This window comes from Phyllobacterium sp. NPDC097923, from assembly GCF_044760925.1.
GTDB lineage: Bacteria > Pseudomonadota > Alphaproteobacteria > Rhizobiales > Rhizobiaceae > Phyllobacterium > Phyllobacterium calauticae.
Genome location: NZ_JBIWBL010000001.1, coordinates 705,325 through 729,367, shown reverse-complemented (window position 1 = coordinate 729,367; position 24,043 = coordinate 705,325). Strand labels below are relative to the sequence as shown.

Below are 24,043 nucleotides of genomic sequence, written 5' to 3'. Positions count from 1 at the left end.
CCATGCTTGCCAGTCCTGACCATACAATCAGCCTGACCGCCCCGGCCAAGATCAATCTCGCGTTGCATGTGACCGGCAGACGTGACGACGGCTACCATCTGCTCGACAGTCTCGTCGTGTTTGCCCGTTTCGGCGACCGGTTGAGCGTGACGAAAGCGGCGGCGGATTCCTTCACCCTGTCCGGTCCCTACGGCATGGGGCTTCCCGCCGACGATACGAACCTGGTGCTGCGGGCACGAGACGCCCTGCGCCGGCGGTATGACAGGCAGGCAACGCCCGTCGCCATCCATCTGGAAAAACATCTCCCTGTCGCCTCCGGCATCGGCGGCGGCTCCAGCGATGCTGCTGCTGCCCTGCGCGCTCTGGCAGCCCTCTGGGCTATCGATGCCAGCCTGACGGACCTGGCCGCACTCGGCCTGCCGCTGGGTGCCGACGTGCCGATGTGCCTGCACGGCGAGGCGCTGATCGCACGCGGCATCGGCGAAGAGATCGAGCGCATCGCAGCCTTTCCGCGCCTGCCCATGGTCCTCGTCAACAATGGGGTGACGGTGTCGACACCGCAGGTCTTTTCCGCGCTGACCCGCCGCGACAATCCTCCCTTGCCCGCGCTGCCTCCCCTGACATGCCTTGCGGAAGTTTGCACCTATCTTCGGCAGACGGACAACCATCTTTTCGCAGCCACGCAAAAGCTTGCGCCCTCGATCAACGGCAGCATGCAGGCATTGCTGGACACCAATCCGCTGCTCGCGCGCATGTCCGGCTCGGGCGGCACCTGCTTTGCACTCTACAGCGATGACGCGGCGGCTGATGCAGCCGCAACGCGGTTGCGCCAAAGCCAACCCGCGTGGTTTGTCGTCGCCACCAGCAGCACTATGGAAGGGAACTGATCTTGGCCCGCATTGACGAGACACGCCCCTTTGTACCCGTCGGGATTGCCGTGCTGACTGTTTCCGATACGCGCACGCTCGATGACGACAAATCCGGCACGACGCTGGCCGACCGCATCACGGCAGCAGGACACCGCCTGGTGGACCGCGCCATCGTGACCGATGACCGCGAAGCGATACGCGACAAGGTGCTTGCCTGGTCGAACAGCCCCGATGTGGACGTGGTCATCACCACAGGCGGTACGGGCTTTACCGGCCGGGATGTGACCCCTGAAGCCCTGGAGCCGATCTTCGAAAAGCGCATGGACGGCTTTTCCGAGGTATTCCACCGCATTTCCTACGACAAGATCGGCACGTCGACCATTCAGTCCAGGGCAACCGGCGGCGTGGTCAATGCAACATTCGTTTTCGTGCTGCCGGGCTCACCCGGCGCCTGCAAGGATGCCTGGGATAATATTCTCCAGTTCCAGCTCGACTACCGCCACATGCCCTGCAATTTCGTCGAGATCATGCCTCGGCTGGACGAACATCTCAAACGGGGCTGACAGTTACTTCGCCGCGCCGGGAATAATCTCCGCCCGCAGACGCTTCATGGCGAGACCACGCGCCAGGTCCGCCGCACTCTTGCCCGGAGCCGACAAGGCCATCGCCTGACGCTTTGAAATCAGCAGCCCATTGGCCAGAGGATTTCCGGGCGCGAAAACCCGCGCGAAGAACGGCTTCCGATGCGCGTGGGAACGGGTGAAACAGGCTGGGCCCTGCATGCGTTCCACATGAAGGGAGACAGCCTCGATCCAGCCGTCGATCAACCGCGCACCGGGTTCGATGAACAAAATCCAGTCGCTGCGCGCGCGGCGCAGGCCGTCTATCAATGTCTGGTCCTGCAGGAAAATACACCCGGCCGCATCGGCCACGCGGTGGGTCTGGTCGGTCGAGCCGTGATCGATGACGATGACATCACTCAACACACCTTCGACAGCTCCGCCCACCAGTCCGCCGAGCGTTCTGGCCAAGGGTTCATCGGCATTGCGGGTTTCGATCAGGACGGAAATCATTCATTTCAGTTATAGTATTATTATTGAAATTTCCATCATCCTTTTTCAGCAGATTGTTCTTGCTTTGTTCTCATAATTTGCTAGGAATACATTCATGTTGCGACGGTATGAGCGACTCAGTCTCGCTCCGGTCTCAAGGAGAATGTCAATGAACATCATGGTACAGGCGGACAAGGCCGCTTTCGGGCAAGGCCGGGCCGAACATGCCAATGTGCTGGTCGACGAAGCCGGGTTGCGGATCGACCATGGACGCCGGCGTGGACGCGGCGCAGGCATGAACCCATCCGGGCGTTTCGAGCCGGAAACGCGCCATGTCTTTGACGATGGCTGGGAGACAATCGAGGACTTGCCCGCCTTCAAGACCGAGGTGCAGATCGAGAAGCCGCGCACGATCATTACACGCAATGACTCGCCGGATGTCGGATTCGACCGTTCCATCAATCCCTATCGCGGTTGCGAGCATGGCTGCATCTATTGCTTCGCCCGCCCCACCCACAGCTATATGGGCCTGTCAGCCGGTCTCGATTTTGAATCGAAGCTGTTTGCCAAGCCCGATGCTGCCAGGATGCTCGACCGCGAACTGTCCAAACCGGGTTATACCGCCAAGACCATCGCTATCGGCACCAATACGGATCCCTATCAGCCGATCGAGAAGAAATGGCGCATCATGCGCGAGATTCTGCAGGTGCTCGAAGAGCATCAGCACCCTGTCGGCATCGTCACCAAATCGGCGCTGATCATGCGTGATATCGATATTCTCGCCCGTATGGCCGAGAAGGGTCTTGCCAAGGTCTGCCTTTCCGTCACGACGCTGGACGGCAAGCTTGCCCGGACGATGGAACCGAGGGCCTCAACCCCGACGCGGCGGCTGCAAGCGCTGCGTGCACTCTCCGACGCGGGCATTCCGACGGGAACCCTGGTGGCCCCGATCATTCCGGGTCTGAATGATCACGAGATCGAGCGCGTGCTTGACAGCGTGTATGCCATGGGCGCGCGCGAAGCCGGCTACGTGCTCCTGCGCCTGCCACTCGAGGTCAGTCCCATCTTCAAGGAATGGCTGCTGCGCAACTACCCGGACCGGTATCGCCATGTTCTTTCCCTCGTGCGCTCCATGCGCGGCGGCAAGGATTACGATGCGGAATGGGGCAAGCGCATGCGCGGCGACGGTCCCTATGCCTGGCAGATCGGACGCCGGTTCGAAATCGCCGCCAAGCGCCTCGGCATCAATCTCGCCAAGCGCCGTCTGCGCACCGACCTGTTCGTACCAACCGCCGGCAGCGAACAGTTGTCGCTGTTTTAACCAATCAAACGGGTCTCCGACCTGTTTCTGAAAATCCGTCGGGCGCCCCCCATCCCGCTGACGGAAGTCCCGATGCCTACCCCATCCGCATCGGGGCCTTGCAGAGAATCAGAACGAATGCGAGTCTCGCCGCAACATGGCCCGATTGCGTTCTGATTCTCTGCTTCTTCCTCTCGATACCGGCAAACCCGATTTTGCGACGGAGCGCCGGCTCATGCGCGATGGCGTGCCTTTTGTCGTGGGGATCGACGAAGCCGGTCGCGGGCCACTGGCAGGCCCTGTTGTCGCCGCAGCGGTTATCCTTGATCCCGAGCGGATTCCCGATGGTCTTGACGATTCAAAACGCCTGACCGCCAGGAAGCGCGCGGAATTGTTCGATATCATTTTGCAGACAGCGCTGGCGTCGGGTATTGCCAGTGTCGCCGCGCCGGCAATCGATGCGACAGATATTCTGAAAGCCGCGCTGGAGGCCATGCGCCGCGCCACCTGCGGCCTTTCCATCCTGCCGGGCCACGCGCTCATCGACGGGCGGGATGTGCCGCGCGGCCTTCCCTGCCCCGGCACGGCGATGATCAAGGGCGACCAGCGTTCAGTCTCCATTGCCGCGGCCTCCATTCTCGCCAAGGTCAGCCGCGACCGGATGATGGCGCAGGCCGGCCGCCACTACCCGGCCTATGGACTTGAGACCCATGCGGGCTACGGAACAGCGTTTCATCGCAGCGCGATGCTAACCCACGGACCAGTGGTTGGCCTGCACCGCTTCAGTTTCGCACCGCTGAAGAACCGGGACGTTTAGGGCGGGGCCACGCACCCAAAAGAAAAAGCCGCCTTGCGGCGGCTTTCTCAAATTCCATTTGCCCTCAATCAGTTCAGGCGGGTCTTCACTTCGCTCAAGGAAGATTTGAACAGGTCGGCCGATGTCTTGGCGTCAACCTTGTCCTTGAGGATACGGCCAGCAGCGGCAACAGCGATATCGACTGCGGAAGCGCGAACGTCGTTGACGGCCTCGGTCTCGGCCTGGGCGATCTTCTGCTCGGCAAGCTTGTTGCGGCGCGCAACGTACTCTTCCGTCTTCTGCTTGGTTTCCTCAATGATCGCATGGGCTTCGCGCTGCGCTGCGGCAACGATCTCGCCAGCTTCCTTTTCGGCTTCCTTGCGCTTGCGCTGATACTCGGCCAGCAGCGACTGCGCTTCCTCGCGCAGGCGGCGGGCTTCTTCCAGCTCGTCGCGGATACGCTCAGCGCGGCCGTCAAGCGACTTGCCGACAACGCCCGGAACCTTGAGGTAAACCATCAGCGCCAGGAAGATAACCAGCGCAATCAGGGCCCAAAATGTTGCGTCCATCATGCTTCTCCTTAACCGCGCACGGCTTTGACCGCAGCGGAAACACTTGCCGTATCGACAGTTCCACCGATGATCTTCTTGACGATTTCCGCCGCCGTTTCCTCGGCGATGGCACCGACGCCAGCCATTGCCTTGTCCTTGATGGACGCAATGCTTGCCTCGGCTTCAGCCAGCTTCTTTTCCAGGGCAGCAGAGATTTCCGCTGTTTCAGCGTCTGCCTTGGCCTTGGATTCATCACGGGCGGTCTGAGCAATGCTGCCGGCCTTTTTCTTGGCTTCGGCAAGTTCCTGCTCATAGGCGGCGAGCGCCTCATCCGATTCCTGCTTCATGCGGGCAGCCTGATCGAGATCGGTTGCGATGCGATCGCGGCGGGTCTCGATGATGCCGCCGATACGTGGCAGAACCACACGCGACAGGAACAGGTAGAAAAATGCAAATGTCAGTGCCAGCCAGAGCAGCTGCGAAGCAAAATGGCTGGAGTCGAAAGGCGGGAAAACACCTTTATGCGCCACACCCGTTTCGGAGTGGGTCGCAGTGGCATGGGCATCAGACGCGCCACCCGTTGCAGCCGTGTCGGCATGCGCAGGTGTCTCGGTCTGAGCGGTTGTGGATGCGGCATGAGCCGAAGACACAAACATATGTTGTCCCCTTGGTTCGGGCATTTCCCGATCTGCTGACTTTAAATATTATACTGGCCGCGCAGAGCGCAGCCAGTATGAATTGCTTGCTGATTAAACAGCGAACAGAAGCAGAAGAGCGATGAGCAGCGAGAAGATGCCCAGAGCTTCAGTAACGGCGAAGCCGAATACCAGACGGCCGAACTGGCCATCAGCTGCGGATGGGTTGCGCAATGCACCGGAGAGGTAGCTGCCGAAAATGTTGCCAAGGCCGAGGGCCGTTCCGGCCATACCAAAGCAGGCGAGACCTGCACCGATGTACTTTGCTGCTACGGGATCCATGTTAAACTCCTTTGGATAGAATAGTTATTGATCGATTGCGTTTGGCGGAGCCCCGCCGGCGAAGTTCGTTCTCAGTGACCGCCAGGATGCACTGCGTCATTCAGGTACATGCATGTCAGCACGGTGAAGACGTAGGCCTGCAGGAAAGCCACCAGGAATTCGAGACCGGTCAAAGCGACCGTCATGGCGAGCGGCAGAATCGCGCCGCCAATACCGGCAGCTCCGAGCGCACTCAGCGACACCACGAAACCAGCAAACACTTTCAGCGTGATGTGGCCAGCAAGCATGTTGGCGAAAAGACGAACTGAAAGGCTGATCGGGCGGGAAAGGAAAGAAATGATTTCAATTGGCACCACGAGAAGCAGCAGCGGCGCCGGAACACCGGACGGCACAAAAACACCAAGGAATTTGAAGCCGTGCTTGGCGAAACCATAAACGAGGACCGTACCGATCACGAGGATCGCAAGCGCGAATGTCACGATGATCTGGCTGGTAATCGTATAGAAATAGGGGAACATGCCGAGCATATTCGCGACAAGCACGAACATGAAGAGCGAGAAGACAAACGGGAAGAATTTCATTCCCGAGGTTCCGGCCGAATCACGCAGCGTTGAAGCCACGAACTCATAGGCCATCTCGGAAACCGACTGCAAACGGGTCGGGATAAGGCCACGATTGGAAGAAGTCAGGTAGAGAAACGCCGAAGCAACCGCAACCGTCGCCACCATGAAGGCGGACGAATTGGTGAAGGACAGGTCAATTCCACCGACATCAATGGGAATCCATCGTGCAATCTGGAATTGATGGATCGGATCGTTGGCCACGCTAACCTCGTCTATATCGTTCCATGCCCGCAGGCTTATTCCGGTTTCTCGCGGTCATCACTCTTGTCGAGCTCAAATCCGCGGTTCTCCGCCACACGTCCCGCGGAGCGCAGGATGTTCAGCGTTCCGGCACAAAAACCCAGAAGGAGCAGAATGATCAGCCCCCAGGGTGAAGTGCCCAAAAATCGGTCAGCTAACCAGCCCAACCCCGCACCAACCAGAACGCCGGCGATAAATTCGCTCGACAGTTTCATGGCCTGCGCGACACCGGAGGCGGTCCCCGTCCCCTCGTCTTTCGAACCGGTCTTCCCGCCTACGCCCTTTGAAGCCAGTTTTGCTTCCAGATCGCGGCGGCGACTTTCCAGTTCATCCGAAGTCAGCGGCTTTCCGGCATCCGGCGTATTACCGACAGAACCTGACTGATCGGGCTTGTTTCCCGTGGCCAATGGCATGTCCTTTACACGCTGAATGCGAGGCTTCACCCCCGCTTCGAAGTCGCGCGCAACATATTGTTACGATCCGCGCTAGTCAAGGCGCAGAAGCAGGAGTCTCAAGGGTAATTTTCGCGGGAAATTTCAATACCTTAGGTAAATATGACTTTATGTCTCACCTCTGAGGGCAAAAATCACGCGCGAATCCTGTGGACGACACCCCCATTCGAGGGCGCTTGAGGGCTGGGGCAATGCAACTTTTCAATCGCCGATTCCGCCCCCGGCGCAACCCAGCGTTTCTTGCGGCAGAAAGCGAACCAAACAATAAATAACGCTCGTGACGTTTTGAGAGTGAAGCAGAAAGCACCGAGCCAACCGGTGTATCGGGACGATGGGCCTCCCGACCACAGCAATGGCCTTGCTCTCAAACTTGGAGGTGATCTGTGTGGAAACTGCCACTTAGCATCACCCTGATATTGAAAAGAACCCGGACCAGTTGGTCGCTGACAATCCGGGTTCAATTCACATAATCAGGAAGGAGGGGCGGGCGAAAGCCTGTCCCTCACTCCAAGAACAATATAGCAGTTTTCGCTCAGCTTCCAAGAGCCATCAAATCCAACCACCGCCATAGGTGCGGTAGAAAACGTGCTGGCCGATCTTGTCGACGCGTTTCATGGTGTGCGCCCAGTTGGGCCGGACATAGACGGCGTGATAGTGGGTGGCCGAGCCGACCTCCGGCAGGAAGATGCGCCCTGACGTAACAGCCATCGCGATTTCCTGCGCCATTTTCCAGTATTTCGGCTCCGTCACGACCAGCTTGCGTCCTTCACAGGCGAACGAGAACTGACAGCGGTTGATCCAGTCGTCGTTCTGGTAGACGACCCCGCAAATGGTCTTCGGATAGGCAGGGTTGCGGACGCGGTTGAGAATGACCTGCGCAACGGCGGCCTGTCCCTTCAGGCTTTCGCTTCTCGCCTCAAAGTAAATGCCCGTCGCCAGGCATTTCTGTTCTTCCTTGGTGAAAACGACCGGCGGCAGCGGCGATGCCAGCCAGGCATGATCGCCGGCTCCCAGCTGCGGGACAAATCGCCCGGGCTGTTTCGGCTCATTGAGAATGTTGTCGAAAGGCGAGGTTTTCGCGTAATCAGGCTCAGCCGGCGCATAACCCAATGCCAGGACATCCGGCGTGTTGTTGGTGATCAGGCTGGCCAGCATGGGCGAGACCTGCGGATCGGCCTTGGCTGGTGCGCGATTATGAAATGCCAGGGCGATCTGGATTTCCTTGCCGGCGATCTTCGGCTTGGCAAAAGCCATTTCGACTTCAACGCCATGGGTCGGGCGGATCAGCATGCTCGATCGCTGGAGGATGGAACCTGCACTGAACGCCTTGGGCGGCGCCTTCTTGCTGATGGTGACGATGCGGCCCTGCTTCTCGGCCCGGTTGATGCGATCTTCATCGGGTGTCGCGCCGGGTGATTTCCCGGTGCCGTTGACAACGATCGGGCCGATGCCCGGCACGTCGATGCCGCTGGCGGGAACACTCGATGTGATGGCCTTGTCATCGACAAGGGACATGTTGGCTTTCTGGATGGAGCCGGCGGGGGACTTTTCCAGATACGCCGTCCAGCGGCCCTTGCTGGATTCGGCACCCGACAGCATGCTGGCCATATCCTGATAGGCGACGATCGTGGGCGAGAACAGATAGATGGCCGTGCCGATAATCACCGGACCGATAAAATTCCTGTTTGTCCGATTCTTTCGCAGGGGCTTCAACGCCCTAGAAAACTCAGAGAAACGCACGCCGATACCCCACTCACAACCGAACAATACTGGTTGCAAAAATGAAGCATTAACCTTGATGGAGAGTTAACAGCCCTCGCAAAAGAGCGTAGCCGGTTGGTTTCACGGCCCCATGCAAATGCAAACCGCCCCCGTGCAAAAACACGAGGGCGGCAGGATTTGTAGTAGAGCGATGTCTTAGCGCTTCTTTTTTGCCCGTCCGGCAAACGGATTGTCCGACGTGCGCAGGACCAGCCGCAACGGAACACCCGGCATATCGAACGTCTCGCGCAGTCCGTTTGTCAGATAGCGTACATAGGAGGTCGGGAACGCTTCCGGCCGCGAGCAGGAGATGACAAAGCCCGGCGGGCGGGTTTTGACCTGCGTGATGTATTTGATTTTGAGGCGGCGGCCGGCGACGGCAGGCGGCGGGTGATGCGTTGTCACACCTTCCATCCAGCGGTTCAGGCGACCGGTGGAAATACGGCGGTTCCATACCTCGTCCGTGGTGGCAACGGCGGCCATCAGCTTGTCGATGCCCTGGTTGCGTTCACCCGAGATCGGGACGGCACGGATACCGCGAATCTGCGGCAGCAGCCGTTCGGTCTTTTCGCGCAGATCGGCCAGCACCATCTGGCGGTTTTCGACCAGATCCCATTTGTTGAAGGCGATGATCGGCGCGCGGCCCTCGCGGATGATCAGATCGGCGATCTGCAAATCCTGCTTTTCAAAGGGGATCGTCGCATCAAGCACGATAATGACGACCTCGGCAAACCGAATGGCCCGCAGTGCATCGCCCACGGACAATTTTTCGAGCTTACCCTGAACACGGGATTTGCGGCGCAGCCCTGCGGTGTCGAACAGCTTGATCTTGCGGCCGTTCCACTCCCAGTCGACAGAAATGGAATCGCGCGTGATCCCCGCTTCCGGTCCCGTCAGCAGCCGATCCTCACCGAGCATCGTGTTGACCAGCGTCGATTTACCGGCATTCGGGCGCCCGACGATGGCGATGCGGAGCGGCTTGCTGGAATCATAGGCCGGGATGTCTTCGGCATCCGGATCGTCGATGTCGTCGCCGATCAGATCGTCCTTCGGCCCGGCAACGGCGGGAATGGTGACGGCGACCGCGTCGCTCTCGGGATCTTTCGTCTCGTACTCATCCGGGAAAACGCGCTCTTCTCCCAGTATTTCGACGATCGCGTCGCGCAGATCAGGAAAGCCCTGCCCGTGCTCGGCCGAAATAGGGCAAGGTTCGCCGAGTCCCAGCTGATAGGAATCGTACATGCCGGATTCGGCACCGCGCGCCTCGGCCTTGTTGGCAACCAGAATAACCGGCTTGCCGGAACGGCGGACGAGGTCGGCGAAGGTTACGTCGGTGGGCGTGATACCGGCCTTGGCATCGACAAGGAACAGGATGAGATCAGCCTCCCCGATGGCCAGTTCCGTCTGGGCACGCATGCGGCCTTCCAGCGAATCGCTGGGGACCTCCTCGAGACCTGCGGTATCGATGACATCGAACTTCAGATCGTAGAGTTTGGCGGCATGGACACGGCGGTCGCGCGTAACGCCCGGCAGATCATCCACCAAAGCGATCTTGCGGCCGACAAGCCGGTTGAAGAGGGTGGACTTACCGACATTCGGACGGCCGATAATGGCGAGGGTGAAACTCAAAGACTCAAATTCCTGTGTTAACCGGCAGCAGCAGCGGGTGCTGCGCCAGTGCTGCGAAGCATGTCGAGCATCGTGTCGGCAAACTGGCGGATATTGGCGGGAGCGGCCTGATCATCGGAAATCTGCTTGAACAGCTTTTCCGCATCACCGCCGCGACCAGCTTTCCATGCGGCAAGGCCAAGGGCCTCACGCGCGGAATGGCGCATCGGATTGCCGTCGGACGAAAGAGATTCGACGCGTTTGGCAACATCGTCGTAGGAGCCCGTGTCGAGAAGCAGCAGGGCAGCGCGCAGTTTTGCCAGATCCCGGAGGGATTGGGGAACAGAGGCATCCGCCGCAACTTCGTCAAACGCAGCCACTGCGGCCGCCGGGTCACCCTTTTGCGCTTGCACGCCGGCAGCGCGCATGCGTGCCAGCACGGGATAAGCGCCGTAACCGGTCTTTTCCAGTTCACCCAGCGTCTTCAACGCTTCATCATTCTTGCCGTCCCGGACAAGATTGAGCGCAGCCAGAAACTGGTCGCCGGACTTCGACGCCTGCTTTTCGGTCCAGTATTCATAGAAGGCGAAAACACCCGTGCCGACGACAAGGGCCACGGCAGCGCCAATCAGCAGGCCGCCAAAGCGCTTCCAAAACGCCCGCATCTTGTCGGAGCGGAGTTCCTCATTTACCTCACGGAAAAAGCCGTCGTCAGTCATAGTGCCTCATTGATGCCCTTGGGGCCTGCGATGAAATGAATTGCAGATGCGCGAAGCAGCCCTCGCCACTCCGCGCACACAGTTAGAGCGCTTTTAGTCGGAAAATCCTCGGGATGTAAGGGCCAAGTGAAAAATAGCCCTGAGCCGACGGTTTAAACTGGTGATACCCCAATCAGCCAGGCATGCAGTTTCCAGACAAACAGGGCATAGAGCACCACACCAGCAACAATGGCCATGATATCGTTGGAAACCGGTCCGGGCACAATCACCGTGCGCATCAGGCCCGCCCGCTCCTGCCGCTTGATGGAAATGCGGTCGACCACGGCCCAGGCCAGAAATGACAGAAACAGGACGAGCGAGGCCAGATCGCCATTGGCCATGAGATGCGCCAGCGCCCAGATTTTGACGGCAATCAGCGTGGGATGCTTGAGAATGGGCTTCAGCTTTCCCGGCTTGAAATTCGAAATCATCAGCGAGATGAACGAAAACAGCATCAGAAGCAGAGTGATGTGCTTCAGCCAGACCGGCGGCTCATAAATGAACAGCGAATAAGGCCGCGCCAGCACATATCCCCAGATGATAAGTATCAAACCCAGGAAGGAAATGACGGAGTAAAAACCCTTCCACTTGTTCTCGCCCCATGCGGCGATCTTGTCGAGACGCCATTGCGGCGCAACGATGCGAACCGAGTGAATTCCCAAAAAGACAACAATACCCAGAATCAGCACCAGCATGATCTGTTCCCCCGTTTGCCGGGAGAGTACAGCGGCTTCAGAACAGTTCCAAGACAGGTGCTTGCGGTGGATCGACGCGTCCGATCATCGCCACAATTCCCCTGTAGCGAGAATCGCTCCTCCCATTGATAGCGTCGTATCAGCATTATGCGTTTGATTTCTTGTGCCCTTGCCGCGTCCCTTGCCCTCACGGCATGCATGCCCGCTTTTGCCAGCGAAGGCACGCAACTGCGCGGTTCCCTTGGCAGCAAGCCGCAATATGTGCTGATCTCCTTCGACAATTCCGGCAGCAATGCCCTGTGGGAGCGCAGCCGGGCGCTTGCCGAGCGCTCCAATGCCAAATTCACCTACTTTCTCTCCTGTGTCTTTCTGATCGACCGCGCTGACCGCAAATCCTACCAGGCCCCCGGCGAATCCAATGGCCGCTCCAATATCGGTTATGCCGCATCGAAGGATGACATTGCCAAACGGCTGGACAATATCTGGCGGGCGCGCAATGAGGGCAATGAGATTGCCAGCCACGCCTGCGGCCACTTTGATGGACGCACCTGGTCGAAGGCGGACTGGATCAGGGAATTCACCGCCTACAAGCAGGTGCTGCGCACGGCCTGGGCAAAATATGGCAGCGATCCCGAGCCGGAGGGTTGGAAAACCTTTGTCGACACGGAAGTGCGCGGCTTCCGGGCTCCATATCTCTCCGCCAGCCCTGCCCTGCTGTCGGCATTGAAAGACATGGGGTACGCCTTTGACGCCAGCAGCGTTTCCAAGGGTCCGGCTCTGCCGATCCATGCGGGCGGGCTATATCAGTTTGCGCTGCCCACCATCAGCGAAGGCCCGGAACACCGCCCGGTGGTGGCGATGGACTACAACATGTTCGTGCGCCACTCCGGCGGCTTCGAGCGGGCGGATCACCTCAACGAATTTGAAAACCGCGCCTATGACGCGTTCAAGGGTGCCTTTGACCGCCAGTATAGGGGTGAGCGCATTCCCTTCCAGATCGGCATCCATTTTACGCTGATGAACGGCGACGCCTATTGGCGGGCGCTGGAACGCTTCACATCCGACGTCTGCACGCAGCCTGACGTGCGTTGCACGACCTATAGCGATTATCTCAAACAGACCGGCGCCGAAGCGCCGTCCGCCGTCGCTCCGGCGATCAACCGGAGGAAGGTAACGGACAGCGGCATCTGACCGCCGCCCGTCACTGCATTCTTAGCGTTCAGTCCCTGTTTCCAGATAAAGCTGATCGATGGATGGCAGAGGCTCGCCCTCCAATGTAGCCTCGAAGGCTTTCAAGCGCTTCTGGATCGAAAGCAGTTCGATGACTGTCGTCCACGAATTGACCAGAAATTGGAAAGAGTTCGTCACATTCGAGAAGGCTGACAAGATCTGCTGGAAGATACCCAGGGTAATCGTGCCGGCTGCCAATGTCGGAACAAGCAGGAAAAGGCCAAAGACGTTGTCGGCCTGCAGATAGACGTAGCGGAAGACGTTGAAGTAGACGTAGTGGAAATACAAGCGGAAGTAATTCTTCCGGACGTTTGCAAAGAGCTCCTTTACGGCAAGCGGCTGGGCACGATCTCCATGATCTTCACCATAAACAAGTTCCTTTCGGTAGGCCGCTTCAACTCTCTGATTGCGAAACTGCAAACCCGGAAGCTTTACACCGACCATTGCGAGCAAGCCGGTTCCGAAGATTGCCCAAGCAATGGCCGCGAAAACCAGCGGATGCGGTATGACACCGACAACTGGCAAGGCGACGATATGGCTGGAGAGCTGTGCGAGCAAGGGCAGGAACGCTATCAGTGTCATGGCCGACTGTATGAAGGTGATACCCAGACCTTCAACAATCGATGCAAAACGCATCGTGTCTTCCTGAACGCGCTGTGCGGCACCCTCAATATGCCGAAGCCTTTCCCAATGTTCCATATAGTAGCTGTTCATGGCCGTTCGCCATCTGAAGACGTAGTGGCTTGTAAAGAAAAGCGTTGCGACCGCTACCGCAATTGCCACGCAGGCGATCACTGCGAATGTGATAACACCGGCATAAAGATCGGGGGCGGCAACAACATTTTTACCGCCCATTGCCTTTTGAACCATGTCGAAGAACGAGCCGCGCCAGTTGTTCAAGACAACATCGACCTGGACGGAAAAATAGGACGAAAACAGGATAAGAGCAGACCCCAGAATTGACCAATTCTGCCACGGGTGAGGCGAATACCACGCCCAGAACGCATAAAAAATACCAATGAATACAGCAAAATAAACATAGACCCAAAGATAGGGCTTCGTGAAAAAGACCGTGATGCCAACGATGGGAGGTACCGCCGGGTCAGCGGGAGCCAATCCCACGTAGGAACCAAATTGTTGACCTCCGGCATACCAGAGCAGAACTGCGGCCAAGGCCCACAGAAGCGCCGAGATGAAAAACAACTTCGGCTTGGGAAAAAATGAGACAAACACGGCAGATGGACCCTCGCATAAACACACAAATCAGGGTTGATTTGAAGTGAGCCTACCACCACGAATAGGGCAAAGGTCGTACAGCAGCAATTAAATTGCTGTAATATTCACCGTCTGGAAAGAAACGCAAAGGCCGCCCCGACGAACAGGCTGGCGGCGGCAGCAAGGGTCGCGATGGTGAAATTGCCGGTGATATTGGCGAGATAACCGCCGACGAGCGGCCCGATGATCTGGCCGATGCCGAAGGCCGCCGTCATGACGGCCATGACCCGGCGCGGCGACTGCGGCAGAATGGCCCGCCCCGCCTGAAAGCCGGCGGCGGTGATCACGATGAAGGTCAACCCCAGGAGCACGCCTCCGAGAAGTGGCCCCACGGGAGGCGGCAGGACCACACTGGCGGCCACGCCCACGGCCTGCACCAGCATGCCGAGCGCCACGACGGCAAACGGGCCGACCTGGCGCAGCAGCGGCCCCCACAACCAGACGGACAGGGCCGCGCTCACACCGGTGACAAACCAGACCAGCGCTTCCATGGACGCGCCGCCATGGCTGGTGCGCACGATGGCAATGATGAATGTGGCGGTGATGATGTAGCCGAAGCCGAAAATGCCATAGGCAATGTTGATCTTGAGGAAGGCAGGCGTCCAGCGCACCGGCGGTTCCTTGATGTGGGTTCCGGCACGAACCGGCCCTTCGCGCAGCAGCCACAGCACGGCAAACAGCCCGAGGATGGAGAGGATAGCCGCACCGACCCAATCCTGACGCCAGCCGTAGCCGCTTGCGGCGCTTGCCGCCACCAGCACGGAGGAGAGTGCAATGCCGGCACCGACGCCGCCGAAATGCAGTGCCTGCAAACCCGGCCGGTTGGCCGCAGCGAGATGACTGAAGACGATGGTTGCAGCAAGCACCAGCATGAACGCGCTGGCCATGCCGGCCAGGAACCGCAGGATCGAGAAGACGATGATGCCGTTGCTGAGGCTCATGGCGAGACACAGTGCCGCACTGGCGGCAAGGGAGGCCAGAACCACGGCGCGCTCTATGCCTGACGCCCAGCCGTAACCCGCAATGATCGCACCGAGGAGATAGCCGACATAATTGGCTGAAGCGATGATTCCGGCATCACCCGGCGACAGGCCGAGATCGGTCATCATGGCCGGCAGGATCGGCGTGAAAATGAAACGGCCGATACCCATTGCGACGGCCATCGTGACAAATCCGCCAAGGGCGTAACGAACGGGAGAAGAGGCTGGTGGGGTCATGCCGCGGACATTATCGCTGCGATGCAGCATGACAAGACAATAAAATTGATCGACCGATGACGATCGGTGATCGTTCGGGTCACCCACCACCTGTGCGCCGGACGGGGATCAGATGGCGACAGGTGTGGTGACGCCCCTGCGGGTGATCCTGTAGACCGCCGCAGGCGGCAGGTTGCGGAATGCCCGGCCAATGCAGACGGCCTCCAGCTGCAATTGATCCAGCACCGGTTTTGGCACCGGGCAGCGGAAGCCGTAGGTGAACTGGTAATAGGCGCCTTCCGGCCGCAGATTGCTGAATGCGCCGCCGAGAATTGCCGCCACCTTTTCCTGCGTCATGCTGAGAAGCGGCAGGCCGCTGACAACGGCACCGGCGGGCTGAATGTCGAAGAACTCGTGCAGGTCGAGCTGGGCCGCGTCCATCTGCAGGATGCGCATGCCGGGAAAGCGCGCCTGCAAAAGCCGCGCAAATTCGGCACCGTATTCAATCAGGGTGAGGTCCTTGGGGCGAACACCACGGGCAAGCAGCGCATCGGTGAACACGCCGGTACCCGGTCCCAATTCAAGCACGGGACCCGAGGCCGGGGTGATTTCGCTGGTGATCAATCTTGCAAGGGCCGCTCCCGAAGGGGCAATCGCACTGACGCGAAACGGATCGGTCAGCAGTGCCCGCACGAAAGTCCAAACACTTCCCGTCGTCATAAAAATCAAGCTCCAACGTTCTTAAGGCAGCACCTGTATGGCGCGCCAATATTGAGGGAAGATTGCGTGCACCTTCTGCGGCAACGATACCCACAGCAAAATGGCTTAAACAGGACTGAATTATTGACTGAATGTTACGATATTATAGATGCGGCGGCAAACTTCATGGTGAAACAGGCGCCGCCGCCAGATGCCTCTGTTACCACAACCTGCCCCCGATGCAATTGCACGATTTCCTGGACGAGGTTGAGGCCCAGACCGACGCCGCGATCCCGGGCGTGCAGGCGCCGGAAAGGCTCGAAGATGGCGCTGCGCTGATCGGGCGGCACGCCCGCCCCCTCGTCTTCCACCACGACGGCCGCATCCGGCTTCACCCGGATGGTGATGGTGCCCTTGCGTCCGCCGTGCTGGATGGCATTTTGCACAAGGTTGATCATGGCCCGTTCCAGCGCCGCCTGATCGCCCCGCACGGCAACACGCGCGATTTCGGGTTCGAACGACATGGCATAACCCGCCGCGATGGCAAGCGGCGCGAGATCGGCCGCCACCCGCCGTCCGACGGCGACAAGATCAACGGCGGCAAATTGCATTCCGTTCTGGCTCAGGCGTTGCAGATCCAGCAATTGTTCGGCGAGAATGGCAAGACGGGCGACATCCTCCAGCAGACGCCCGTTGGCCGGGCTGGCCGGGAGCGATTCCAGGCGGGTCTGCAGGATGGCGATCGGTGTGCGCAATTCATGGGCTGCATCCAGCAGAAACCGTTTGTGCCGTTCATAACCGTCGTCGAGACGGCCGAGCGCGCTGTTGACAGCCGTCACCAGCGGCGTGACCTCCTGCGGCACATCATCCAGCGGTAAGCGCGTTCCCCGCTCGTCAATATTGATCTTTTCAGCCTGGTTCGCCACATGCCCCAGGCCCCTATGGGCCCTGCGCACGACAAATGGCGTTACCACGAGCGTCGCCAGCGCCATCACAAGGATGAGCGGGACGATGATGGTTGCGAGAACCGTACCGAGCGCCGAGAGATAGAAGCCGAAGGGGACTACACTTCCGGGTCCGGCAAGAATCTGGACCACGCCGGCGGTGGTCGTCACGCGTTTGAACCGGGCGTTGGAACGGGGCGGATCACCGAGATTCCAGCCAAATCGCGCCTGTCCCACGGCGCTCAAGGCATCGCCGATGCGCGCATATTCCGGCGGGACCTCGCCCTCCGACAAGATCTGTCCCTGCATGTCGCGCGCCACAAACCAAAAACTCGGGCTTGTCGCCCGCTCGCGCGCCAGTGCGGGTGTTTCGCGCAGGACGAGAGCGCCATTGGCACTGCGCCCGATGGAATCGCGCACGGCGTTGATCGTCGTATCTTCAGGATCGATCGACCCGAGAAATCCGGTGTACCAGAGCGCACAGAGCACCAGCACCACGAACAGCGTCAGCATGACCGCCTGCAGAACGACAAGGCGGCTGACGAGCCGCCATTTCAATGAATGCGGCCTTGCCTGCGCCATCAGGAGAGGCGCTTCAACAGGTAGCCGACGCCGCGAATGGCGTGAATTTCAACGCCGGCGCCGGATTCCGTCAGCTTGCGGCGCAGCCGGGAAACATGGGTGTCGAGGGCGTTCGACTGGATTTCATCGTCAATGCCGTAGACTGCTTCTTCCAGCGACGAACGCAGCACCGTGCGCCCCATGCGCCGCAGCAGCGTTTCCAACACCAGAAGTTCGCGGCGCGGCAGGTCGAACCGGTTGGCGCCGATGCTGGCTTCGCGGTTGATCAGGTCAAAGGACAGGTTGCCGACATTCAGGGGTTCCGAGGGCATGTTGAGGGGCCTGCGCAGCACTGCGCGCAGCCGCGCCAGCAGTTCTTCCACGGCAAAGGGCTTGGCAAGATAATCGTCCGCCCCCTTGTCGAGACCGGTGACACGGTCCGCCAATTCACCGCGCGCCGTCAGCACGATGACCGGAACGCCCTCGCCTTTTTCCCGCAGACGCGGCACGATGGTCAGACCATCGCCGTCCGGCAACTGCCGGTCCAGCAGAATGGCAGCATAGGCGTTAAGCGACACGGCCTCCTCGGCGTGGGCGAGCGAGCCCACGTGATCAACGACCATGTCGTAATTCTTGAGCGCCTCCCCAAGGGCAGCGGCCATTTCAGGCTCGTCTTCCACCAGCAAAATACGCACCATTCAGGACCAGTCATGCACAGGGTTAAAACATGGCGACACAAGGAATTTGGACACCGGCCGTTGCTTTGGCAAAATAGTACCGTTCGGGCCGCCATGGCGAGGCCCGTTCCCATTTCATACGCCGCAATCGCTGTGCCCTGCCCGCACTCTTCATTCGCCGCAACACAATTAGGCCACTCACATTGCACCAAGGTTGCGCCCTGCAACATCCGGGCAACTGCGCGCCGGGCAGGCTTTTCCCGCCTCAGAGCGCCTCGCTTTGATCCGCCAGCTGGCGAACAATATCCGTCGGCACGACTTGCGCGAGCCTGGCCTGCGCTTCCCGCCACACGGGTATTGCCGCTTCGAGACGGCGCGCGCCTGTTTCCGTCAGCCACACCGCGCGGCGACGCAGGTCGGTTTCCACTAGGGTGATTTCGATCAGCTGTTCGCGCTCAAGCGTGCGCAAGTTGCGCGACAGGGTGGATTGCTCCAGGCCGCTGCGCTGAGCCAGCGCACCCAGCGTATCATCGGTCAGGGCAGCAATCTGCGCCATCAGGCCAAGCTGCGCCGCGCTAAGGCCAAGATCCGCCAATTCGCGATCCAGAAAAGCCGTGATGCGGCGCGCCGCCAGCCGGCTGTTCCAGCCCGCGCAATTCTCAACCAGCGCGCGGGCGTCGGTTCGCAAGGTTCTTTTCGGTTGTTTTGCCAAGGTCATAGATATATGCATATACATAATATGTATCTACATGGAAACCGGTTTTTGCGTGCCCCCCGAACCGGATAGTGCAGTTTGACGCGGAGTATCGAGACCATGCGCGCCTTGCAACGAACGATCCTTGACACCATCGGCAACACATCGCTACTGGCCCTGCGGACCATCCGTCCCGCCAACGGCGCCTGCATCCTCGTGAAGCTTGAAAGCGAAAACCCCACCGGCAGCATGAAGGACCGTATGGCGCTTGCCATGATCGAGGCGGCGGAGGCGGATGGGCGGCTAGCCGCCAGCGGATCCGTGGTGGAATATACCGGCGGCAGCACCGGCGTTTCCCTGTCGCTCGTCTGCGCTGTCAAAGGCTATCCCCTGCACATCGTCACCTCGGACGCCTTTGCCCGGGAAAAACTTGACCACATGGCAATTCTCGGCGCCACACTGCACATCGTGCCAAGCGACAGCGGACGCATGACCGAGAAACTGACGCGCGACATGATCGAGGCGGCGCGTATCATCGCGCAGCAAACCCCCGGCAGTTTCTGGACCGACCAGATGAACAACCGGGATCAGCTGGCGGCCTATCACGCCATGGCTGCCGAACTCTGGGACCAGACAAACCGACGCATCGACAGCTTTGTGCAGAGTGTCGGCACGGCGGCTTCCCTCCGGGGAACCGGCGAGGCCTTGCGCCGGTACAATGACCAGATCCGCATCGTTGCGGTGGAGCCGGCGGAATCGCCGGTCCTGTCCGGCGGCAAGACCGGCGCGCACAGAATTGACGGGATTGGCGCGGGCTATGTCGTACCGCTCTGGCAGGACGACATCGCCGATGGGATCGAACAGGTGTCGACGGAGGAAGCCAGCGCCATGGCCAAGCGGCTGGCCCGCGAAGAAGGACTGTTTGCCGGAACCTCCACCGGAGCCAATGTGGTTGCGGCGCTGCGGCTGGCCGATACGCTTGCCCCAGGTGCAACCATCGTCACCGTCATGTGTGATACGGGCATGAAATATCTGAGCAGGAAATAGGAATGCGGAGCGCAACGGAGCGCGTCAATGCAGCGTCCAGCGCTGCAGTATCTCGTATTCGGAGAGCCCCCGCTTGCTGTGGATCAAGACAAAATCCCTGACGACAAAGCGGATCGGCTCGATCGGCTGTTCGCTGATCGTTCGGGAATTGTAGAGAAGCGTCAAATGCGGGGTGAATGCGCCGCGATTTCCCGGCAGCCCGTTGCGCGTGAGGCACGCGCCGAGAATGGTGTGGAGCCGGGTCAACCCCTCGCCCTCGCCGATCAGCACCAGCGGCTTGCGATCCGGTTTTCCGCCTTCAAAACTCCGCGCCGAATGGAGCGTTACTTCAAATGGCGGCATCGATACGGCAGCTCCAGCCCGCTTGGCCGCGAAAAGGATAGGGCTGGGCAGACGCGGGTAATCCCCCAGATGGTACAGCGAAATATGAAAACGGCAAAGCCCGATCAGGCTCTTTCGCGTCAAACGATGATCTTTGATCAAGCCGGTCCTGCAGGCATCGACAATCTCCTGCACATCGGCATTGAGCATGATACCGAAGAAAAGCCGCTCCTGCAAAGCAGGCCGTTTCGGCCGGTTTTGCCAGTTATCGCCCAGATTCAATTCGCCCTGCATGGCCGGCCTCCCGAAATGCAACCGCATTTCCGATCGGACACATTAGAACAAAAAGAGAACAATCCGCAAGTATTTTTGCGAATGCTCGTCTGGTCACCCGTTCCTGGCAACCATGGCAATGATGGTTTCGAAGAGTTCGCGCTCCGCCTGCGCAGCGGTGATGTCGCCCGTTGCGGCGGCATAGGACAGCACTTCGGCGGCACCGAGCATCGCCCACAAGCCCGCCGAAGCAATGGTCCCCGCTCCGGCAAACGGTGCGAGCATCACCCGGCACTTCTCAATGAAGACGCCGTTATATTCGCGCTTGATCTTCTCCAGTTCGGGAGATCCGGCAAGGGCTGCGATCACACCGGGAATTTCGCGCCCCTGCACAAGCACGCAGTCCACATAGGACGAGGCGATGAGCGCAGCCCGGTCCGCCAGCAACGGTTTGCTCGCGGCGAGCGCCGCGTCCATCAGCATTGTCTGGCGGGCATCGAAATCCCGGTAAAGCGCTGCCAGCAAACCGGCGCGCGTGCCGAAATGATCGTAGACCACCGGCTTCGTCACCTCAGCCTTTTCGGCAAGCCAGCCGAGCGTCAAGGCCTCTGTCCCCTCCTCCCGGACAATCCGCCAGGCGACGTCCAGGAGCTGGCGGAAGCGGTCCTCCCGCGTCAGCCGCCGGCGCGGACGGACAGCCGCCGTTTCATTCTTCGTTCGCATGCTTGACATCACTATATACCAAAAGTAACTTGCAGGTCATAACCTACTAAAAGTATATAATATCAACCCGCCATCTGCAATCCGTTGACAGGAGTTTTGTCATGCACGCCCTCATCGTTGTCGCACATCCCGAACCCGCATCCCTCACCCACGGCATTGCCGCACAGATCGCAGAGGGGTTGTCCCTGTCAGCTCCCGGCAACACCCACGAAATCGCCGACATCGCGGCCGAAGGGTTCGATCCGCGCTTCTCCGCTGCTGATCTCGCCGTTCACCGCACCCGGGCGGCACCACCCGCTGATGTTGCCGCCGAACAGGCGCGGATCGACCGTGCCGATGCTGTGGTGCTGGTCTTTCCCGTTTACTGGTGGTCGATGCCGGGACTGCTCAAGGGATGGATCGACCGCGTCTTTTCCAATGGCTGGGCTTTCGACTTCAGCCTGGACGGCGGCCTGGAAAAGAAGCTCCGCCACCTCAAGGTGCATCTCATCGGCGTCGGAGGCGCCGATGCGCGAACCTATACCCGGCGCGGTTACTTCGACGCCATGAAGACGCAGATCGATCACGGCATCTTCGATTATTGCGGTGCCGGTGTCGTCACGTCGGAGCTGCTGCTCGATTCGGAAACGCAGGATGCGGCCATACACCTCGACAGGGCGCGAACCATTGGCAGCAGGCTGTTTGAAGCATCGCCGCAATGCGGGATGCAGGCAGCCTGAGGGCGCCGTTCACCCCATCAGCCGGGGCAAAGCGGCGGCGAGTGCATCCACGGCCAGGCGGACCCGCAGCGGCAAATGCGGCACCGGCAGCCACAACGCATAGGCGTCGTAGAGAAAATCCGGCTGATCCGGCAGCAATTGCACAAGTGTTCCCGCGGCAATCCGGTCGCGGATGAGCCAGGACGGCAGCCAGGCCAGCCCCATGCCAGCCATGGCAGCGTCGGCTATGGCGTCGAGGTCATCCAGCCGCACGCGATTGACCGGCATCGCCTCTGCCGGCGGCTGGTCGCCGCGCGGGAACAGCCATGGGCGGATGCGGCCCGACCGGCGATACATGATGGCCTGGTGCCCGGCAAGGTCGTCAACCACCCGTGGTTCGCCATGCTTCGCGATATAGGCGGGCGCGGCGCAGACAACCATATGCTGGCGGGCGATCCGCCGCGCAATCACGCCGCCCCTGTCGTCGGGAGTGCCGGTCCGGATGGCAAGGTCATATTCGTCCTCGGCGAGATCGACGAAGCGGTCGCTCAGCGACAGGTCAAGTTCCAGCATGGGATATTGCCGGGCGAGCCCGAGCAATACCGGGGTGACGCAGTGCCGGCCGAAATGCGCGGGCATCGTCACGCGCAGGCGGCCGCGCGGTTCGGACAGCTGATCATCCGCGAGCGCATCCGCGGCCTCCGCTTCGGCCAGTATCACCCGGCACCGTTCATAATAGGCACGCCCGAAATCGGTCAGGTTCTGGCGGCGTGTCGTGCGGTTGATCAGGCGTACGCCCAGCCGCTCTTCCAGAAACCGGACATGTTTGCCGACCATCGGGCCGGACAGGCCAAGCGCGTCCGCAGCCGCGGCAAAGGAGCCGAGATCAACGGCCCTGACAAACACGGCCATGCTGGCGAGGCGATCCATATTCGAAACTCCTGGTTTCTACAGAACTTCATTATGCGCCATTTATCCGCATTTCTCCTGCTGGCATAGCCTATTCAGTTCAAATGGTTTGGAGTTATGACTATGGCACGTGTTGTTCGTTTCCATGAATTCGGCGGTCCCGAGGTATTGCGCATCGAGAACGTCGAGATTCCCCAGCCCGGCCCGGGCGAGGTTCAAATCCGCGTCAAGGCCCTGGGGCTGAACCGCGCCGAAGCGCTTCTGCGTACCGGCACCTACATCGAGACACCGGTTTTGCCGTCCGGCCTTGGCCTTGAAGCAGCGGGCATCGTCGAATCGGTTGGCGAAGGCGTCGAGAACTTTGCGCCGGGTGATAGGGTCAGCGTCATACCGCCCAAATCGATGGTGCGCTGGCCCGCCTATGGCGAGCTGGTGACCTTCCCCGCCGGATCGGTTGTCAAACACCCGCAATGGCTCAGCTGGGAAAAGGCGGCGGCGCTGTGGATGCCTTACCTGACCGCTTACGGCGCGCTGATCGACATCGCCAAGCTGCACCGGGGAGATTTCGTCGTCATCACCGCGGCCTCAAGCAGCGTGGGACTTGCGGCGATCCAGATTGCCAACAGGGTTGGCGCGACGGCCATTGCCGTGACGCGCACCTCCGGCAAGAAACAGGAGCTGCTGGCTTTCGGCGCCGCCCATGTCATTGCCGCCGCCGAGGAAGACCTGGAGACGCGGCTAAAGGACATCACCGGGCCCGACGATGTGCGCGTGGTGCTCGACCCCATCGGCGGTCCGATATTCGGCCCGCTGACCGCCGCCATGGCACCGGGCGGCATCCTCGTGGAATATGGCGGCTTGAGCCCGGAACCGACACCCTTTCCGCTGTTTACCGTCCTGAGCAAGTCCCTGACACTGCGCGGCTATCTCGTGCACGAGATCATCGGTGACCCAGCACGGCTGGAAGCGGCCAAGGCTTTCATCCTGGATGGGCTGGCATCCGGTGCCCTGCAGCCGGTCATCGCCAGAACCTTCCCGTTCGACCAGATCGTCGATGCGCATCGCTTTCTGGAATCGAACGAGCAGTTCGGCAAGATCGTCGTGACGGTTTGAG

General features: G+C 60.1%; 27 protein-coding genes. 8 read left to right on the top strand and 19 right to left on the bottom strand.

Features of this window, described 5'->3' with window-relative positions; translation table 11 throughout:
• The first annotated feature begins 2 nt into the window (after positions 1–2).
• Positions 3–887, top strand: a complete 885-nt coding sequence (locus ACIQWS_RS03680) for a 4-(cytidine 5'-diphospho)-2-C-methyl-D-erythritol kinase (RefSeq protein ID WP_403170297.1) — start codon at positions 3–5, stop codon at positions 885–887.
• A 2-nt stretch (positions 888–889) separates the two neighbouring features.
• Complete coding sequence (gene moaB, locus ACIQWS_RS03675; RefSeq protein WP_346308337.1) at positions 890–1,432, top strand: molybdenum cofactor biosynthesis protein B; 543 nt, start codon at positions 890–892, stop codon at positions 1,430–1,432.
• Between the two features lie 3 nt (positions 1,433–1,435).
• Here the strand turns inward: moaB and ACIQWS_RS03670 are convergent, their stop codons facing one another.
• On the bottom strand, positions 1,436–1,942 hold the full coding sequence (locus ACIQWS_RS03670; protein ID WP_346308338.1) for a glycosyl transferase family 2: 507 nt from the start codon (positions 1,940–1,942) through the stop codon (positions 1,436–1,438).
• A gap of 148 nt (positions 1,943–2,090) precedes the next feature.
• On the opposite strand from ACIQWS_RS03670, the gene ACIQWS_RS03665 reads away from it, so the two are divergent.
• Entirely contained in the window at positions 2,091–3,242 is a 1,152-nt protein-coding gene (locus ACIQWS_RS03665; RefSeq protein WP_403170290.1) for a PA0069 family radical SAM protein, read from the top strand.
• Positions 3,243–3,378: 136 nt separating this feature from the next.
• On the top strand, positions 3,379–4,038 hold the full coding sequence (locus ACIQWS_RS03660; protein ID WP_346308340.1) for a ribonuclease HII: 660 nt from the start codon (positions 3,379–3,381) through the stop codon (positions 4,036–4,038).
• 68 nt (positions 4,039–4,106) lie between these two features.
• Here the strand turns inward: ACIQWS_RS03660 and ACIQWS_RS03655 are convergent, their stop codons facing one another.
• The 9 genes from ACIQWS_RS03655 to ACIQWS_RS03615 all read right to left on the bottom strand — a co-directional run bounded on the left by ACIQWS_RS03655 (position 4,107) and on the right by ACIQWS_RS03615 (position 11,682).
• On the bottom strand, positions 4,107–4,586 hold the full coding sequence (locus ACIQWS_RS03655) for a F0F1 ATP synthase subunit B (RefSeq protein WP_223611582.1): 480 nt from the start codon (positions 4,584–4,586) through the stop codon (positions 4,107–4,109).
• Between the two features lie 11 nt (positions 4,587–4,597).
• Entirely contained in the window at positions 4,598–5,224 is a 627-nt protein-coding gene (locus tag ACIQWS_RS03650) for a F0F1 ATP synthase subunit B (protein WP_223611583.1), read from the bottom strand.
• A 93-nt stretch (positions 5,225–5,317) separates the two neighbouring features.
• Positions 5,318–5,545 carry a F0F1 ATP synthase subunit C gene (locus ACIQWS_RS03645; protein WP_008125314.1) on the bottom strand — a complete coding sequence of 76 codons (228 nt, stop codon included), beginning with the start codon at positions 5,543–5,545 and terminating at the stop codon, positions 5,318–5,320.
• 71 nt (positions 5,546–5,616) lie between these two features.
• On the bottom strand, positions 5,617–6,369 hold the full coding sequence (locus ACIQWS_RS03640; protein ID WP_223611584.1) for a F0F1 ATP synthase subunit A: 753 nt from the start codon (positions 6,367–6,369) through the stop codon (positions 5,617–5,619).
• Positions 6,370–6,404: 35 nt separating this feature from the next.
• Complete coding sequence (locus ACIQWS_RS03635) at positions 6,405–6,815, bottom strand: AtpZ/AtpI family protein (RefSeq protein WP_223611585.1); 411 nt, start codon at positions 6,813–6,815, stop codon at positions 6,405–6,407.
• Between the two features lie 594 nt (positions 6,816–7,409).
• Positions 7,410–8,525, bottom strand: a complete 1,116-nt coding sequence (locus tag ACIQWS_RS03630; protein WP_403170284.1) for a cell wall hydrolase — start codon at positions 8,523–8,525, stop codon at positions 7,410–7,412.
• 252 nt (positions 8,526–8,777) lie between these two features.
• The gene (gene der, locus ACIQWS_RS03625) at positions 8,778–10,250 is read right to left on the bottom strand and encodes a ribosome biogenesis GTPase Der (RefSeq protein WP_403170282.1); all 1,473 of its coding nucleotides are present in this window, start codon (positions 10,248–10,250) and stop codon (positions 8,778–8,780) included.
• Positions 10,251–10,267: 17 nt separating this feature from the next.
• Entirely contained in the window at positions 10,268–10,948 is a 681-nt protein-coding gene (locus ACIQWS_RS03620) for a tetratricopeptide repeat protein (protein ID WP_223611588.1), read from the bottom strand.
• A gap of 152 nt (positions 10,949–11,100) precedes the next feature.
• On the bottom strand, positions 11,101–11,682 hold the full coding sequence (locus ACIQWS_RS03615; RefSeq protein ID WP_346308341.1) for an NnrU family protein: 582 nt from the start codon (positions 11,680–11,682) through the stop codon (positions 11,101–11,103).
• Positions 11,683–11,829: 147 nt separating this feature from the next.
• Here ACIQWS_RS03615 and ACIQWS_RS03610 point away from each other — a divergent pair, with 147 nt between their 5' ends.
• On the top strand, positions 11,830–12,873 hold the full coding sequence (locus ACIQWS_RS03610; RefSeq protein WP_403170275.1) for a polysaccharide deacetylase family protein: 1,044 nt from the start codon (positions 11,830–11,832) through the stop codon (positions 12,871–12,873).
• A gap of 21 nt (positions 12,874–12,894) precedes the next feature.
• Here ACIQWS_RS03610 and sbmA read toward each other — a convergent pair whose 3' ends face one another.
• The 6 genes from sbmA to ACIQWS_RS03580 all read right to left on the bottom strand — a co-directional run bounded on the left by sbmA (position 12,895) and on the right by ACIQWS_RS03580 (position 18,952).
• Positions 12,895–14,145, bottom strand: coding sequence for a peptide antibiotic transporter SbmA (sbmA, locus tag ACIQWS_RS03605; protein WP_346308343.1), 1,251 nt, complete (start codon positions 14,143–14,145; stop codon positions 12,895–12,897).
• 107 nt (positions 14,146–14,252) lie between these two features.
• Entirely contained in the window at positions 14,253–15,404 is a 1,152-nt protein-coding gene (locus ACIQWS_RS03600) for a YbfB/YjiJ family MFS transporter (RefSeq protein ID WP_403170272.1), read from the bottom strand.
• A 108-nt stretch (positions 15,405–15,512) separates the two neighbouring features.
• Positions 15,513–16,103, bottom strand: coding sequence for a class I SAM-dependent methyltransferase (locus tag ACIQWS_RS03595; protein WP_223611593.1), 591 nt, complete (start codon positions 16,101–16,103; stop codon positions 15,513–15,515).
• A gap of 134 nt (positions 16,104–16,237) precedes the next feature.
• Complete coding sequence (locus tag ACIQWS_RS03590) at positions 16,238–17,608, bottom strand: sensor histidine kinase (RefSeq protein ID WP_403170269.1); 1,371 nt, start codon at positions 17,606–17,608, stop codon at positions 16,238–16,240.
• The gene (locus ACIQWS_RS03585) at positions 17,608–18,282 is read right to left on the bottom strand and encodes a response regulator transcription factor (RefSeq protein WP_403177449.1); all 675 of its coding nucleotides are present in this window, start codon (positions 18,280–18,282) and stop codon (positions 17,608–17,610) included. The genes ACIQWS_RS03590 and ACIQWS_RS03585 overlap by 1 nt, the downstream gene beginning before the upstream one ends.
• A gap of 247 nt (positions 18,283–18,529) precedes the next feature.
• The gene (locus ACIQWS_RS03580; protein ID WP_403170266.1) at positions 18,530–18,952 is read right to left on the bottom strand and encodes a MarR family winged helix-turn-helix transcriptional regulator; all 423 of its coding nucleotides are present in this window, start codon (positions 18,950–18,952) and stop codon (positions 18,530–18,532) included.
• A gap of 105 nt (positions 18,953–19,057) precedes the next feature.
• On the opposite strand from ACIQWS_RS03580, the gene ACIQWS_RS03575 reads away from it, so the two are divergent.
• Positions 19,058–20,005: a PLP-dependent cysteine synthase family protein gene (locus ACIQWS_RS03575; protein ID WP_403170264.1), complete on the top strand. Its 948-nt coding sequence runs from the start codon at positions 19,058–19,060 to the stop codon at positions 20,003–20,005.
• A 24-nt stretch (positions 20,006–20,029) separates the two neighbouring features.
• On the opposite strand, the gene ACIQWS_RS03570 is transcribed toward ACIQWS_RS03575, so the two are convergent.
• Both ACIQWS_RS03570 and ACIQWS_RS03565 read right to left on the bottom strand, forming a co-directional pair.
• On the bottom strand, positions 20,030–20,620 hold the full coding sequence (locus ACIQWS_RS03570; protein WP_403170261.1) for a 2'-5' RNA ligase family protein: 591 nt from the start codon (positions 20,618–20,620) through the stop codon (positions 20,030–20,032).
• Between the two features lie 93 nt (positions 20,621–20,713).
• On the bottom strand, positions 20,714–21,331 hold the full coding sequence (locus ACIQWS_RS03565) for a TetR/AcrR family transcriptional regulator (protein ID WP_403170259.1): 618 nt from the start codon (positions 21,329–21,331) through the stop codon (positions 20,714–20,716).
• Positions 21,332–21,423: 92 nt separating this feature from the next.
• Between ACIQWS_RS03565 and ACIQWS_RS03560 the strand changes: the two genes are divergently transcribed.
• Positions 21,424–22,041, top strand: a complete 618-nt coding sequence (locus tag ACIQWS_RS03560) for an NAD(P)H-dependent oxidoreductase (RefSeq protein ID WP_403170257.1) — start codon at positions 21,424–21,426, stop codon at positions 22,039–22,041.
• A 9-nt stretch (positions 22,042–22,050) separates the two neighbouring features.
• Here the strand turns inward: ACIQWS_RS03560 and ACIQWS_RS03555 are convergent, their stop codons facing one another.
• On the bottom strand, positions 22,051–22,950 hold the full coding sequence (locus ACIQWS_RS03555) for a LysR family transcriptional regulator (protein ID WP_403170254.1): 900 nt from the start codon (positions 22,948–22,950) through the stop codon (positions 22,051–22,053).
• Between the two features lie 102 nt (positions 22,951–23,052).
• Here ACIQWS_RS03555 and ACIQWS_RS03550 point away from each other — a divergent pair, with 102 nt between their 5' ends.
• A complete protein-coding gene (locus ACIQWS_RS03550) occupies positions 23,053–24,042 on the top strand; it encodes a zinc-dependent alcohol dehydrogenase family protein (RefSeq protein ID WP_403170251.1) in 990 nt (329 codons plus the stop codon).
• The last annotated feature ends 1 nt before the right edge of the window (position 24,043 follow it).

Bases quoted from the DNA above. Each gene is read 5' to 3' on its own strand.
- ACIQWS_RS03680 (WP_403170297.1), top strand. From the start codon at position 3: ATGCTTGCCAGTCCTGACCATACAATCAGCCTGACCGCCCCGGCCAAG.
- ACIQWS_RS03670 (WP_346308338.1), bottom strand. From the start codon at position 1,942: ATGATTTCCGTCCTGATCGAAACCCGCAATGCCGATGAACCCTTGGCC.
- ACIQWS_RS03665 (WP_403170290.1), top strand. From the start codon at position 2,091: ATGAACATCATGGTACAGGCGGACAAGGCCGCTTTCGGGCAAGGCCGG.
- ACIQWS_RS03660 (WP_346308340.1), top strand. From the start codon at position 3,379: ATGGCCCGATTGCGTTCTGATTCTCTGCTTCTTCCTCTCGATACCGGC.
- ACIQWS_RS03655 (WP_223611582.1), bottom strand. From the start codon at position 4,586: ATGGACGCAACATTTTGGGCCCTGATTGCGCTGGTTATCTTCCTGGCG.
- ACIQWS_RS03650 (WP_223611583.1), bottom strand. From the start codon at position 5,224: ATGTTTGTGTCTTCGGCTCATGCCGCATCCACAACCGCTCAGACCGAG.
- ACIQWS_RS03645 (WP_008125314.1), bottom strand. From the start codon at position 5,545: ATGGATCCCGTAGCAGCAAAGTACATCGGTGCAGGTCTCGCCTGCTTT.
- ACIQWS_RS03620 (WP_223611588.1), bottom strand. From the start codon at position 10,948: ATGACTGACGACGGCTTTTTCCGTGAGGTAAATGAGGAACTCCGCTCC.
- ACIQWS_RS03615 (WP_346308341.1), bottom strand. From the start codon at position 11,682: ATGCTGGTGCTGATTCTGGGTATTGTTGTCTTTTTGGGAATTCACTCG.
- ACIQWS_RS03610 (WP_403170275.1), top strand. From the start codon at position 11,830: ATGCGTTTGATTTCTTGTGCCCTTGCCGCGTCCCTTGCCCTCACGGCA.
- ACIQWS_RS03600 (WP_403170272.1), bottom strand. From the start codon at position 15,404: ATGACCCCACCAGCCTCTTCTCCCGTTCGTTACGCCCTTGGCGGATTT.
- ACIQWS_RS03595 (WP_223611593.1), bottom strand. From the start codon at position 16,103: ATGACGACGGGAAGTGTTTGGACTTTCGTGCGGGCACTGCTGACCGAT.
- ACIQWS_RS03590 (WP_403170269.1), bottom strand. From the start codon at position 17,608: ATGGCGCAGGCAAGGCCGCATTCATTGAAATGGCGGCTCGTCAGCCGC.
- ACIQWS_RS03570 (WP_403170261.1), bottom strand. From the start codon at position 20,620: ATGCAGGGCGAATTGAATCTGGGCGATAACTGGCAAAACCGGCCGAAA.
- ACIQWS_RS03565 (WP_403170259.1), bottom strand. From the start codon at position 21,331: ATGTCAAGCATGCGAACGAAGAATGAAACGGCGGCTGTCCGTCCGCGC.
- ACIQWS_RS03560 (WP_403170257.1), top strand. From the start codon at position 21,424: ATGCACGCCCTCATCGTTGTCGCACATCCCGAACCCGCATCCCTCACC.
- ACIQWS_RS03555 (WP_403170254.1), bottom strand. From the start codon at position 22,950: ATGGATCGCCTCGCCAGCATGGCCGTGTTTGTCAGGGCCGTTGATCTC.
- ACIQWS_RS03550 (WP_403170251.1), top strand. From the start codon at position 23,053: ATGGCACGTGTTGTTCGTTTCCATGAATTCGGCGGTCCCGAGGTATTG.